This window comes from Thermoanaerobacter sp. CM-CNRG TB177 (genome assembly GCF_018588165.1).
Classification (GTDB): domain Bacteria; phylum Bacillota; class Thermoanaerobacteria; order Thermoanaerobacterales; family Thermoanaerobacteraceae; genus Thermoanaerobacter; species Thermoanaerobacter thermocopriae.
Genome location: NZ_JAFCAC010000086.1, coordinates 1 through 13,867, shown reverse-complemented (window position 1 = coordinate 13,867; position 13,867 = coordinate 1). Strand labels below are relative to the sequence as shown.

Below are 13,867 nucleotides of genomic sequence, written 5' to 3'. Positions count from 1 at the left end.
GAGGAGCGATTGTGGAGATGAAACCTATTAAAAGAATTGCTGTCATAGTTAGTGGAGGAGATGCGCCAGGTATTAATTCTGTATTATTCGGTATGATCAGCAAAAATAACGATATTGAAATATATGGCTTCAATGGGGGATATGATGGGATATTAAATTCAGAACCAATTTATTTTAAAGATATTAATTTAAGGCAGGCTAATGTAAGTGGTAATTCTATTTTACAAACTTCAAGAAGTGCTGCACCAAGAACTAAAGAAGGCAGGGCAAAAATAATTAAACGTCTTAAATCACTTGGTATAGATACACTTATAGTATGTGGCGGAGATGGTTCTCTTAAAGCAGCTGAATTATTAACTGAGGAAGGCATGCCATGTTTAGGTATTCCATTAACTATTGATAATGATATATATGGAACAGAATTTACTATTGGTTATAATACAGCAGTTAAGAGAGTCGTAGATGTATTATATAATTTGCATCAGACAGCTCATAATATGCCCGGAAGAATTTTTATGGTAGAGGTTTTTGGGGGGAAGTCAGGACACATTGCACTAGCTGGTGCACTAGCGGGTGGGGCAGACATTGTTATAATTCCTGAAATGACTAGACGGCCTGAAGATATTGCAAGTAGGATCAAGGAAATACTAAAAAGTAAAAATGATTATGTAATAATAGTTTGTTCAGAGTCTGTGTATGATACCAGAGATTATATTCCTGGTGATCAAGGAATATCCATGGAAATAGGCAAAAAAATAGAAGAACTAATAGGCATGAGGGTAAGACATTCAGTGTTAGGATATTTTCAACGAGGAGGAGATCCTGATCCAGCTGATTCATTGTTAGCATTACAAATGGGCAGTTTTGCAATAGAAAGTATTAAGAATGGAAAATCAGGATATATGGTTGGATGGAATCATCATAGGTGCGTTTTGGTTCCGCTATCTAAGGTAGTATCAAATAGAAAAGAACTTGATAATAATTTGCTAAAGATAGCTTTAGAAAAAGAAATGATAATTGGAAATGAAATTATGTAATTTGAACTATTTATTTCTAAATTGCACTTATTTATCACAATGAAATAATGTAGAAGCAAATTATCACATTATAATATTTCAACAATATTATTTAAGAGATAGAGAGGTGGAGAAGTGGATTTGATTAATTTTAATTAAACTAAAAATAAAGATAAAGAGCTAAATAGAATATAATGCCCCCATCTGTCAAGACAATTTTTTTAAAAATCTAAGTTAGATTTTTTGCCTCCTTTCTTTAGATAATTTTATATAAAATGTAAGTTAGATACATAAACTGAAGTTATTTGAGTGTATAGCCTTATTACATAGATGCATACCATGTTAAACAGCTATGTCAAGCATAAACATACCATAGTAACCACTGATGTACCAAGGCACGGAATGAGAAGTTCATCACAGAGAACATGTGATAAATGCTACAGATTTAGCCAGCTTGCACAAGAATCCTAGATTTGCCGTAGTAATATTCAGCAGGCGTCATATTCCCTAACGACTGGTGTGGTCTCTTGTTGTTGTAGTATTCAATATACTCTTGTGTTATTTTTCTTAACTGATGCCCGGTTTCGCAGTCTTCTAGGTAAAGCTTCTCCCACTTGTAGCTCCTGAAAAATCGTTCTATACGATGATTGTCCAATGCCCTACCTTTACTATCCATAGATATTTTTATGCTATTTTCTTTCAGCAAGGTTATATAGTCTTCACAAGTAAACTGTGAACCTTGGTCACTGTTTATGATTTCTGGTGCTCCATGCCGCTTTATGGCTTTTTTGAGTGTATCAATGACGAATGTATGTTCAAGTGTATTAGACAGCCCATATCCTACAATATACCTGGAATACCAGTCTATAATGGCTACTAAGTACATAAAGCCTCGTTTCATCCGGCAATATGTTATATCTATTGACCATACTTGATTAGGATGATCAATGTTTAGTGTTAATGATAAAATAAAAATGTACTGAAAGTGGAATATAAGGATGTACAAAATTGTACATTGATATGATATCCTTTCTCATAGTGAGGAGGGATATCAAATGCAGAACTTAACAGCACATTTAAACATGATAAGGGCGATGAAAATGAAACCTAACTTTTCAGAACTTGCAAGAATATATGGGATAGACAGAAGAACAGTAAAAAAGTATTATGAGGGTTATGAAGGAAAACCTAAGAATAGAAATAAACCAAGTAAATTGGACAAATACTATGATGAGATAAAATCAAAGCTTGCTATCAAAGGAGTTACAGTCAAGGGTGTTTATGAGTATTTAAAATCAAAAGATGAGACAATAGGAACATACTCAAATTTCAATAAGTATGTTAAGAAAAAAGGATTAAAGCCAGAGAAGAAAGTAAAAGGTCACCCAAGATTTGAGACAGATCCAGGTGAGCAAGCGCAAGTTGATTGGAAAGAGAATATAAAGCTTGTCTCAAGAAATGGAGAGGAGTTTGTTATTAATGTTCTTGATTTTAAATTAGGTTATTCAAGATATTGCTGCTTTGAGATAAACAGGACAAAAACTCAAGAAGAATTAATAGAAAGTCTAATAAGAATATTCAAAGATATAGGCGGAGTACCTAAAGAGATTTTATTTGACAATGCAGCAGCAGTTGTTGATATAACAGGTGAGAAAATTAAAGTAAATTCAAGATTTAAAAGTTTTGCAAAAGACTTTGGGTTTGAAGTGAAACTGTGCAAACCAAGACATTCGTACACAAAAGGAAAAGTTGAAGCAGCAAACAAGTTTATATATTGGATACTGCCATATCAGGGTGAATTTGAAACAGAAGAGGACTTAGTAAGGATAATAAAAGAGATAAACGCAAAGGTCAATATGCAGCCAAATCAAACAACTCAAGTCCCACCTGCTCTTCTGTTTCAAAAAGAAAAAGAGTATTTACAACCCTTGCCAGACAAAAGGTTAATAGAGAGTTACCTAAATTCCTACAAGTCAGTTAAAGTCCAAAAGGACTCTCTGATTTACTACAAGGGAAGTAAATACTCTGTTCCACCCGAATACATAGGAAAGACAGTCCAAGTAAAGGAGGTGGAAAACAAAATTTATATTTATTATAACACAAACCTGTTAAGGATACATGTTATTGATGAAAAAAGTATCAATTATCACGATGAAGATTACAAACAGCTAATGCTAATGAGAGTTGGTCAAAAAGAAGAGCTTAACAAGATATGTGAGGAGAACCTAAAGAAATTTGATAATCTGTTGAAAAACTAAAGAAAGGAGAAAATCTAAAAATGAGCAACTATGTGAAACTACTTAACAACTTAGAAGAGTTAGGTCTTCACAACATAAAGAATAACCTTGACAAATACTTAGATTTAGTGGCAAGCGGAGAAAAGAGTATGACAGATGCATTATATGAACTTAGTAATTTAGAGATAAAAGCCAAAGAAGAAAGGGCGATATTAGGATGTGTGAGGGTGGCAAATTTCCCATTTATAAAAGGTATAGAAGATTTTGATTTTTCATTTCAGCCAAGTATAAACAAGCAACAGATAATGGACTTAATGAGTTTGAGATTTTTAGAGGGTAATGAAAATATACTATTTGTCGGAACACCAGGGGTAGGGAAAACGCATCTAGCCACAGCAATAGGTATAGAGTGTGCAAAACGAAGGTATTCAACATATTTTATACATTTTCAAGAGTTAATAGCTCAGCTAAAAAAAGCACTGTTAGAGAACAGATTAGAGTACAGACTTAAGCATTTTTCGAAATACAAAGTTTTAATAATAGATGAGATAGGTTATTTGCCTATAGACAATGATGGAGCGAATTTATTTTTCCAGCTGATATCAAGCAGATATGAGAAGAGCAGCACAATAATAACAACTAATGTTGTATTTTCAGAGTGGGGAGAGATATTTGGTGGAGCGACGATAGCAAATGCAATTTTGGATAGGCTACTCCATCATTCTTACGTGATTTTCATAAAAGGTCCTTCATACAGATTGCAGTCAAAAACAGTATATTTTAGCAACACAAACCAGCAAAACTAAGTTTATTTTTTGTACATTTTTATTTTCGATTTTTTGTTCATTTTGATATTGACATTTACAGTTTAGTCCTTTTAATAAGTATGGATATAAGTATTTGTTATGCAATCTCTTACTAAGATTTGGTCCAGGGCAAAATCCGTGTATGCCCATCTCCCGCATGTAACGGCGAGTCCTTTTACGGTTAATAAGAATTCCATAATCCCTCCTTAGTATAGTTGTCATTCTGCGATATCCATATTCAGGATGGGCTGTATAGACCTCATCAATGATACGCTTAATCATGTATTCTTCATCGCTTGTTGGCACAGGCTTGTAATAAAGACTTGTGCGATTAATACTTAAGAGCTCAGCCTGTCTGCTAATACTAAGCTTTTTATCACCCCTATCAATCATTTTCATGCGTTCCTCACGAGATTTAGAATTGACCAGATTTTTTTTTAAGCCAGGCATTCTCATAAGAGAGCTGCCCTATTTGTTTCAACAATTCCTCCTTCTCCTTTTCATATGATTTTTTGACCTTTTCTAAATCATCGGTTTCTTTGCTAAATACCTTTGCTGCATTATTGAGAAATTCTGCTTTCCAGCGGCTAATCATATTCGGATGTATTTCATATTCAGCAGCGATTTCATTAAGCGTTTTTTCTTCTCGCAATACCTCTAATACAATTTTTGCTTTTTGTTCTGGTGTAAAATTTCTTCTCTTATTCATAACTATATTCTAACTTATTTTTGCCTTTTTGTCTGTCTAGTTTTCTGGTATCATTATAGAATGTTAGTGGACTTAACAATGAAAAATAATATGCTTGTTTAAGATTAAGGAGGTGAGAAGATGTTAAAAATATTAGTGGTTTGTGGTGCAGGATTAGGAAGTAGCTTTGTTTGCCAAATGAGTGTCGAATCTGTGTTAAAGGAGCTTAATGTTACTGCGATATTAGATCATGCTGATATTACTTCAGTTGCCGGTTCAGGGGCAGATATCATTATTTGTGCAAAAAACTTTGAACAACAAGTGAGAAGATATGATACTAGCGCTACCATTATATCTTTAAATGGGTTAGTTGATAAAAAGGAAATAAAAGAAAAGTTAGTTCCAGTTTTAAAAGAAAAATGTGAATTATAATTTTAAGGGGGAAAAGCTATGGCAATAGTAAATTTCATAATTAAAAATATTTTAACACAAGCACCTATTACAATTGCATTAATATCATTAATTGGGTTAATTCTCCAAAGAAAACAAGTAGGAGAAGTTATATCAGGAACATTTAAAACATTGTTAGGCTTTCTAGTATTATCTGCTGGGTCCGGGATAATAGTAGAATCACTAACCTATTTTGGTAAAATATTTACAAAAGGATTTAGGATGCAAGGTATAGTTCCTTCTATCGAAGCAATTAATGGACAAGCAATGAATAATTTACATCTTGGAAATGAGATTGCTCTAACGTTCTTAGCAATATTCGCTGTTAATATAATCATTGCAAGGCTTACTAAATGGAAATATATATTCTTAACTGGGCAAGCTATACTGTGGATGGCTACGATGACTACTGTATTTGGAAGATTTGCTGGATTAAGCGGAGTGCCATTAGTAATTGTTGGTGGAATAGTTGGAGGAATTTTTGCAGTAGCAATGCCAGCCATTGCTCAACCTATAGTTCGTAAAATAACGGGCAGTGATGATATTGCATTAGGACATTTTTGTACAATTGGATATATGTTTACGGCCGGAGTGTCCAAATTAGTCGGAGATAAAACTAAGTCAACTGAAGATATCAAATTACCAAAAGGATTTGAATTCTTACAAGATACATACCTTTCTGTTGGACTTGTTATGATACCTCTTTACACTATAGCAGCTTTATTTGCAGGAGCTAAATTTGGTTCTCAACTTTCAGGAAATGTCAACTATGTTGTATATGCATTTTTACAAGCAGTTCAATTTATTGTAGGAGTTTATGTGTTATTAGCAGGTGTTAGACTTTTGTTAGCTGAAATTGTTCCAGCATTTAGAGGAATTGCATTAAAAGTTGTACCAGATGCTAAGCCTGCACTCGATTGCCCAGTTTTATTCCCATATGCACCAAATGCTGTAACAATTGGTTTTGTAGGAACAACAATAGGCAGCGTTATCGCAATGTTCGTTTTGCCTATGTTTGGGTTAGCCATGATATTACCAGGAATGCTAACAAACTTTTTCGCTGGTGGTACAGCAGGTGTTTTTGCTAATGCAGTTGGAGGTAGAAGAGGGGCTATAATTGCTACTATAGCTCATGGATTCTTTATAACATTGTTGCCAGCATTATTAGTGATAAGCTTTAATAAAATGGGCTTTATTAATACAACGGCAACTGATGTAGATACTGTAGCAGCAGCGTTACTATATGCATGGATTATCACTCCAATACTTAAAGCATTTTAGTATATGGAAGCATTCCTGTAATAAATTAAAATAGCCTTTGCAAATAAGACCCTCCTGGTAAAAAAGTAAGTGAAAAGGAAAAACAATAACCAGGAGGGTGATACACATGAACAAAGTACAAAAACTACTTTTTAGTCCACAGTTCTGATATAATTTTTATCGGGTTTGATATAGCTAGAAAGAACCATTATGCAAGAATCATAAATCACATAGGGCTTGAAGTAGTAAAACCCTCCACATTTAATAATAGCATAGATGGCTATACTCGTCTAGTATCTGAAATACTCGAGGCCAAAGAAAAATCAAAAGCAACAAAGGCATTAAATAAAGAAACTAAACAGTGTCAAAAATAAACTTGTTGCCGTATTAGACGAATACTTTCCTGAGTTTAAAGAAGTATTCAAGAATTTGTAGGGAAAAGCAGCCTTATGAATATTGAGGAACTGTCCATTTCTCAGCATAATCCTTAATAATTACAGCAAAGAAGAAATAGCAAAACAGCTAAAGAAAGTCACTAATAACAGAGCAGGTAGGAAAAGAGCAGAAAAACTCATTGAAACAGCTAAAAGGTCAATAAGTATAGAAGGCAACTTTAGAAGTAGAGTTGCCTAAAGGAGGTGTTGTATTGTTTTAAAAAGGCTTCATTTGAAAAAGGTAAAAAAGCCAAATTCGGTGAAAAAATGAGATTTTTAAAGCTTGATTGAGCTAATTACAAAATATTAAGAGGGGATATTAATGTTTTTTAAGAAAAATAAGATGAAAGAAACTTCTTCAACGTTAAAACGAGAAAATACTGGTAAATTAGATAAAAATGAATTAATAGAAGAAGCCAAAAATTTAACCAACACTATTGATTCAGTTTCAGGTGAGGAGAGGAGTAAAGTATTAAACAGAATTGGAAGTTTATATTTTGAAGCAGATAAAATAGATGATGCTATAAAATACTATGAAATTAGCATTAGTGAAAGTAAGTCTCTTGGTAAAGCATATACAGAATTACTAAAGCTATATAATATCAAACGAAAAGAAGCCATAAACAAAAAAGATGACGAGAGCTTGAAACATTACATGGACAAAATTGACAGTTTACTGCAACTATCAAAGGATGTAATTCGAGGAAGGAGTTAAGATTAAAAATGTATGTATAGAATTTAGTTCAATGCAGGTATATTCTGTAGAAGGAGAAATAGGGACAATAGGTGGCGCATAGGATTTTACCGGTATCAGGTGACAGTATGAGGTATACGAAACCAGAAGATGCATATTACTTTGTATGTAATATACTGGTGTTGCACTAGTGGTGGCTATACATACAACTCATGGTCAATATAAATCTAAAGCAAAAATCAGTTGGTTAATTGTAAAATTAAATGCGACACCAAAAAATAGTTGAGCCATAGCATGAAACCCGATATGGATGTTGGTTGGTAAAAAAACTAACACATATGGAGGGTTTCAGCTATGGTTCTTACTCAAGAGTATACCACATCTCCTCGTACTTTTAAACACCTTACACCTTATGAAAGAGGTAAAATTTGCGTCCTTTTAAAAGAAGGATTCTCTCCATCTCAAATCGCTAAAAAACTTGGCCGTCATCGCAGCACCATTTACCGCGAAATAAAACGTGGCACCACAACTCAACGCCGTACAGATCTAACTACATATGAAGCATACTTCCCTGAAACTGGCCAGGCGGTATATGAGAAGAATTGCTCTTTCTGTGGCCGAAAAAGTAAGATCCTCCAAGTTGAATCCTTCCTCCGATATGCTGAGCAAAAGATACTTCAAGACAAATGGTTCCCTGATGAGTTGTAGGAGCTGCTCGGCGAGAAAAGCTCTTTGACCATTCGTCCATGGTTTGCACCAAAACCCTATACAGCTATATCGACCGCTGCTTACTTAAAGTCCGTAATATAGACCTTTTCATAAAGACCAGACGTAAACCGAAGAAGAATTCTTTGAGAAAACACAAGCGCCTTTTAGGCAAGAGTATTAGCGAGCGGCCTGATAGCATTGAAAAGCGTGAGGAGTTCGGTCATTGGGAAATCGACACGGTTCTCGGAAGACGCTCTAATGACCATGTTCTGCTGACTCTAACGGAAAGAAAAACTCGCTACCACCTGCTCCTCCCATTGGCAAGCAAAACTGCTGAGGCGGTGGATGAGGCATTAAAGCGGCTAAAAAGCCAGTATGGTCTTATGTTTTCTCGGGTGTTTAAGAGCATCACTGCGGATAACGGTAGTGAGTTTGCCAATTTAAATGTCCATGGAATTGATATTTACTATGCTCACCCTTACTCTGCCTGGGAACGAGCCACTAACGAGCGGCACAATGGTCTAGTTAGGCGGTTGATTCCTAAGGGAACAGCTATCAGTGAATTGTCACTTTCACAAATTGAGCGGGCGCAGAATTGGTGTAATACCTTGCCCAGAAAAATCCTTGGTTACCGCCAGCCAGCAGAGCTCTTTTTCAGGGAAATAGAACGGCTAACTTCTGAGTTTCAAAATTCATGATTTCGAAATCCAACATCATTCGGGTTTCCAAAAAATGTGTCGCATTTAATATTGCAATTTAAGGAGTTAAATAAAGCATATATTGAAGATCAATACTACTTTCATAGTGCAACCCAATCGCATCATTAAGCAGCTTATTAACTCCTGAAAATAATAGAATAAAAAATATCATAAGAGAAAAGATTGCATCGTACCAATTGTAGTAATGAATAAGATTTTTTATTAGTAAATAAATGCTACCTCAAAACAATTTGAGGTAGCATCTTCTAGCGTCCCCAGTATGGTCGTTCACTCGTCGGTGAAAGTCTGATACGGCGGTTGGTAGCGCTAACCGTGAAAGACAAATGATAATATTTTACTTAATTGCAAATACTGATGAAGTTCGAACAGAAGAAAAATTAGGTTTTTGGTGTTTATTTTAGAATTATAAGAAATAACATTAATTAAACAGAAAGAGTGTTAATAAACAACTGTGCAGAAATCATATCATTAATTAATAAGATCCCACTTATTTAAAAATTTAAAAGTAATAAAATTGAGAAAACTGTGTAACAGTGGGATGAAAGTTTGAAATTAATGTTTAAATCTAGCGAAGCTCATGCCCAATTTGTGAAAATATATAATTTGCTAATGTTAACAACATATAAAAGAGGGAAATGAACAATTTGCTAATGAATACATGATTAAAATTAATGAACCAATGTCTTTTACTAACGATGCAATTAGAGACAGAAAAAATATGGAGGTGGTTTTAGTATGTATGTAACGCTAAAAGAAATTTTGAAAAATACTAGAAGAGATAAATTTGCAGTAGGTGCATTTAATATTCATTGCCTTGAAATGGTTCCTTCGATGATAGAAGCTGCTAAAGCTAAAAATTCACCTATTATATTACAAGTTTCGCCAACCACATGTAAATATATAGGGGCTTCATTGTTAAGCGCTGTAGTAAAAGAATTAGCTAAGGAAACTGATATTAATGTTACTTTACATTTGGATCATGCAAAAGATTTTAACACGATTAAAGAAGCTGTTGATAATGGATTTTCTTCAGTAATGATTGATGCCTCAGCACTTCCACTAGAGGAAAATATAAAAAAAACAAAAGAAGTAGTAAAATATGCAGCACAACATGGTGTATCAGTAGAAGCAGAACTAGGAACTATTGGAGGTACTGAAGAAGGGGTAGCTCTTAATAATGGAAAAATTAAATATACACGTCCACAAGATGCAGTAAAATTCATAGAAGCAACAGGTATAGATGCTCTAGCAATAGCTATTGGTACTTCACATGGACAGTATAAATCTAAAGCAAAACTTAGGTTTGATATATTGAAAGATATTTATAATGTAACAAATATTCCACTAGTGCTTCATGGAGGAACTGGTGTTTCGGAAGAAGATTTAAAAAAATGTATTTCAGCCGGAATATCTAAAGTGAATATAGGAACTGAGCTAAATATAGCATGGGTAACTGCTGCAAAGGAAAGTTTTGGGAAAGCAAAAGTTAATGATTCGTGCAGAGACCTTTTAATACCTGCAAATTATGCCGTTCAAAAGGTTATCGAACATAAAATAGATGTATTAGGTAGTTCAAATAGAAAATAATATATTATCAGTTTGTTGACAAAGCAAAATTTAAGCCCCTGTTTTCTTAGTCCCGAAAACAGGGGCTGTATATATCTGAATAAAATTTTCTTTAAAACTCCAAATAATGGATAAAGTTTTGAAATGTCAAAGGGCCTTTTGCCCTTCCTCCATAACCATAAGGCCATTTTCTTTAAATTCATGGCAGCAAAAACAAGCATCGCTTGCATGGACAATTTTTCTTTCCCTCTTAATGTTGTCCATCGCAAACCATGCTTCTCCTTTAAATCCGCAAACACTCTCTCTATTGTCTCTTTCCTTCTCTCATATACTTCTTTACAGTAAGGTGTATGCCTTAAGTGTTCTGCTTCTTCTACATACCCTTCCCATATATACCTGAATATCCTCTTTGTGTAGTCTTTACTTTGGGTACACTTTTCTCTTAAAGGACAGTTTTTACATTTTTCTGGGTTTGATTTGTATTCTCTATATCCTTCTCTATTAGTTGTAACATATGTTAGTATTTCATTTTGTGGGCATATGTAACAGTCATAGTATTCATCATACACAAATTCATGTTTCTTCATAAAACCGTCTTTTGTTTTTGGTCTTGTGTATGGCACTGCTGGTATTATTTCTCTATCAAATATTGTCTTTAATATGTACGGATTTTATATCCTGCATCTACTGCTATTGCTTTTGGTTTTCCTACCCTATTTTCAACTTCTTTTAGTACTTCTTCAAACATTACGCTGTCGTGTACATTCGCTGCTTCAACTTTTACTCCTAATACAAATCCGTTTTTATCGCATGCTGTGTGAAAGGAATATGCAAAACATTTTTCTTTTTCATTTTTGTTTAACATTCCACTATCTGGGTCTGTTTTGCTTACTTTTACTTCTTTCGTCTTTATCGTCTTGATTTTCTTTAATGGCTTTTTTCCATGAGCTTCTCTATCTTTGTTTATTTCTTCTTCTAGTTTTTCTTGATAAGTCCTGGCTTCTTGTTCTATTATTTCTTTTGTATATTTTTTCTTATTGGCACTTGCTTTTACGTGAGTGGAATCTATGAATACTTCCTCTGCATTTACTAACCCATGCCTTATTGCTTCTTCTAAAATCTTCGTAAATATTTTCTCAAATATGTCTGTCCCTTTGAATCTTCTTATGTAGTTCTGGCTAAATGTTGAAAAATGAGGTATTTCTTCTGTTAACCCATACCCTAAAAACCATCTATATGCAACGTTTGTTTTTATTTCTGCTATTGTTCTTCTTATCGACGGTATACCAAAAAGATATTGAATAAATAGTATTTTTATCAATACTACTGGATCTATGCTTGGTCTGCCGTGATCTTCGGAATATTTGTCCTTTACTAAATCATATATGAAACTAAATTCTATTACTCTTTCTATCTTTCTTAAAAGGTGGTCTTTTGGTACTAATTGATCTATGCTTACAAATTCTATTTGATGTCTTGCATCCTGTTTCTTTGTTAACATCTTCCTTCTCCTCTCCTCTTTTGCTTTATACCACTAAAATAACAAGGAACCCTTCTCATCATAACGGGTTCCCGATATTTTGTCAACAGTCTGAAACTATATTTTTGTATAGTTTTTTGATTTTTATGTAAAAACTATACAAAAATATAGTAGACATTGGGAAAATATCGCTGTAAAATGAAAGTAAAGAAATCAATTCGCTAAAGAATTGATCAAAAAATACTTAATATTAGAGGGAGGAGAAAAAATTGATAAAAAAGTTAGTTTCATTACTTCTAGTTGTGTTATTTCTTACTGTTTTATCTTTTAGCCTTGCTTTTGCTGATGATTTAAATAACGTAAAAGATATGACAATGAAATCAAAACTTGAATTATTACAAAAAAAATATAACATAGTTCTTTCTGACGTTAAAGTTCTTCCTCCAGGAATTGAACCACAAAAGTTTTCAAGTGTAGAAGAATTTGAAAAATACCTAATGGAAAGACAAGTTAACAACAAAAATTTTATTAATTTAAAAGAAGTACGTAATGAACCAAATGAACAAATAAATAATAATAATATAGTAAGTACATTAGACAGTTCAGGAAAACTAATACATCGAAAGCATGTACATTTTTCAGCTTGGTTGAATATACTAGTCAAATTTGATTATGTATATAATAATTATTATCAAAGGAATCAATTTACATCATGTAATAGTGTTGATTCTTGGTATGATGGTTATTCAGTTCCAACAGGTTATGAATGGGAACAAAAAGATTATTCAGCGCAAATATTAGATGGTGGACGCACTTTAGCGGTAACTATAACAGGTGTAGAAAAACAATATATACTAATTGAAAATGTATTACAAATAATGTCTTCTACAGTAAATTATTATGATGAATTTTATTATAATGAAATATAGAATAATTATAAGTAAAGCATTTTAAGAGTTTTTTGCTTGATAGCTATGCTATATAATAGAAAAGGTTATGAGGCAAATATTTTAATTAATTAAATCCGAAAATAAAAATTTTTATTGAACTGAAAAATAGCATGTATTGCTGTAGGAATTGCATTTTCTACTGTTAAATAGGCATTTTTATATATTGATTGCTAGTTTAAGTTATATATGTATAGGAATTTGAATTTATAGCATAGGCAAGATAGTAAAATTGCTTTCTATAGGTTTTTAAAGTATAATTTAAGTATAATTTTATTAAAATAATTATAAGAAATATTTTTGAAGTTAGGAGAATTTAATAATTGGAATTAAAAAAAAGACTGTTAAAAATTGTCGGAATAATATTTACTATAATTGGCTTATTTAGCATTATTATAATTATTAAATCTATTGTATCTATGGATATGAAGTCTTTTGCAAATATAGCAAATATATTAGATATATTTGTTTCTCTATTATTTTTGTATATAGGATATATAATTTTAAGATATAGTTAAAAGCAAATCATAGAAATCCTAGTTAAAAAAATGAGAAAAAGGTAGTTTAATTACCTGCCTTTTTTATGTTTGCTAAACCTATAATTATGAGAGAGACTATTATAATGCTGCTGCCCGGCGATAGGCTCAAATAAAAAGAAGGAATCATTCCGAGGAATACTATGAGACAAAGTGAGACAAAGGGGACTGAGACAAAGGGGACGGTTCCTCTTGTCTGAATTTTTCGGATGAAAGGAACCATCCCCTTTGTCTTATACCATAGTGTAAAATTATCGTAGGATTTTTTGAGTAAAAAAAACAAGAGACAACCCCTGTGATAAAATAGATTATGGAAAACAAAACAA

General features: G+C 32.9%; 8 protein-coding genes and 5 pseudogenes. 10 read left to right on the top strand and 3 right to left on the bottom strand.

The features are described 5' to 3' along the window. Positions 1–17: 17 nt before the first annotated feature. Positions 18–1,037 carry a 6-phosphofructokinase gene (locus I4N53_RS10405; RefSeq protein WP_012994417.1) on the top strand — a complete coding sequence of 340 codons (1,020 nt, stop codon included), beginning with the start codon at positions 18–20 and terminating at the stop codon, positions 1,035–1,037. Positions 1,038–1,461: 424 nt separating this feature from the next. On the opposite strand, the pseudogene I4N53_RS10400 reads toward I4N53_RS10405, so the two are convergent. After that, a pseudogene (locus tag I4N53_RS10400) lies at positions 1,462–1,971 on the bottom strand (IS3 family transposase); the annotation flags it as partial. A gap of 100 nt (positions 1,972–2,071) precedes the next feature. Between I4N53_RS10400 and istA the strand changes: the two are divergent. Both istA and istB read left to right on the top strand, forming a co-directional pair. Then, a complete protein-coding gene (istA, locus tag I4N53_RS10395; RefSeq protein ID WP_214496180.1) occupies positions 2,072–3,274 on the top strand; it encodes an IS21 family transposase in 1,203 nt (400 codons plus the stop codon). A gap of 20 nt (positions 3,275–3,294) precedes the next feature. Further along, positions 3,295–4,059 (top strand): IS21-like element ISCbe3 family helper ATPase IstB, encoded by a 765-nt coding sequence (istB, locus tag I4N53_RS10390; protein ID WP_014451263.1) that lies wholly within the window; start codon positions 3,295–3,297, stop codon positions 4,057–4,059. A 36-nt stretch (positions 4,060–4,095) separates the two neighbouring features. Here the strand turns inward: istB and I4N53_RS10385 are convergent. Continuing rightward, positions 4,096–4,768: pseudogene (locus tag I4N53_RS10385) on the bottom strand (IS3 family transposase); the annotation flags it as partial. 120 nt (positions 4,769–4,888) lie between these two features. Here I4N53_RS10385 and I4N53_RS10380 point away from each other — a divergent pair. From I4N53_RS10380 to I4N53_RS10355, 6 genes and pseudogenes are all read left to right on the top strand, one after another. Continuing rightward, the gene (locus I4N53_RS10380; protein ID WP_012994418.1) at positions 4,889–5,179 is read left to right on the top strand and encodes a PTS sugar transporter subunit IIB; all 291 of its coding nucleotides are present in this window, start codon (positions 4,889–4,891) and stop codon (positions 5,177–5,179) included. Positions 5,180–5,197: 18 nt separating this feature from the next. Then, positions 5,198–6,478 carry a PTS sugar transporter subunit IIC gene (locus tag I4N53_RS10375; protein ID WP_214496179.1) on the top strand — a complete coding sequence of 427 codons (1,281 nt, stop codon included), beginning with the start codon at positions 5,198–5,200 and terminating at the stop codon, positions 6,476–6,478. A gap of 106 nt (positions 6,479–6,584) precedes the next feature. Next, positions 6,585–7,063, top strand: a pseudogene (locus I4N53_RS10370) (IS110 family transposase); the annotation flags it as partial. A gap of 150 nt (positions 7,064–7,213) precedes the next feature. Beyond that, positions 7,214–7,606, top strand: a complete 393-nt coding sequence (locus tag I4N53_RS10365; RefSeq protein ID WP_012994420.1) for a hypothetical protein — start codon at positions 7,214–7,216, stop codon at positions 7,604–7,606. A 333-nt stretch (positions 7,607–7,939) separates the two neighbouring features. Further along, positions 7,940–8,991, top strand: a pseudogene (locus I4N53_RS10360) (IS30 family transposase). A gap of 756 nt (positions 8,992–9,747) precedes the next feature. Beyond that, positions 9,748–10,599, top strand: coding sequence for a class II fructose-bisphosphate aldolase (locus tag I4N53_RS10355; protein WP_012994421.1), 852 nt, complete (start codon positions 9,748–9,750; stop codon positions 10,597–10,599). Here the strand turns inward: I4N53_RS10355 and I4N53_RS10350 are convergent. Continuing rightward, a pseudogene (locus tag I4N53_RS10350) lies at positions 10,545–12,079 on the bottom strand (IS1182 family transposase). The gene I4N53_RS10355 and the pseudogene I4N53_RS10350 overlap by 55 nt on opposite strands. 248 nt (positions 12,080–12,327) lie before the next feature. Here I4N53_RS10350 and I4N53_RS10345 point away from each other — a divergent pair. Then, the gene (locus I4N53_RS10345) at positions 12,328–12,987 is read left to right on the top strand and encodes a hypothetical protein (protein WP_012994422.1); all 660 of its coding nucleotides are present in this window, start codon (positions 12,328–12,330) and stop codon (positions 12,985–12,987) included. Positions 12,988–13,867 lie beyond the last annotated feature (880 nt).

Excerpts from the sequence above, each read along its gene's own strand:
- I4N53_RS10405 (WP_012994417.1), top strand. The coding sequence starts at position 18 with ATGAAACCTATTAAAAGAATTGCTGTCATAGTTAGTGGAGGAGATGCG.
- istA (WP_214496180.1), top strand. The coding sequence starts at position 2,072 with ATGCAGAACTTAACAGCACATTTAAACATGATAAGGGCGATGAAAATG.
- istB (WP_014451263.1), top strand. The coding sequence starts at position 3,295 with ATGAGCAACTATGTGAAACTACTTAACAACTTAGAAGAGTTAGGTCTT.
- I4N53_RS10380 (WP_012994418.1), top strand. The coding sequence starts at position 4,889 with ATGTTAAAAATATTAGTGGTTTGTGGTGCAGGATTAGGAAGTAGCTTT.
- I4N53_RS10375 (WP_214496179.1), top strand. The coding sequence starts at position 5,198 with ATGGCAATAGTAAATTTCATAATTAAAAATATTTTAACACAAGCACCT.
- I4N53_RS10365 (WP_012994420.1), top strand. The coding sequence starts at position 7,214 with ATGTTTTTTAAGAAAAATAAGATGAAAGAAACTTCTTCAACGTTAAAA.
- I4N53_RS10355 (WP_012994421.1), top strand. The coding sequence starts at position 9,748 with ATGTATGTAACGCTAAAAGAAATTTTGAAAAATACTAGAAGAGATAAA.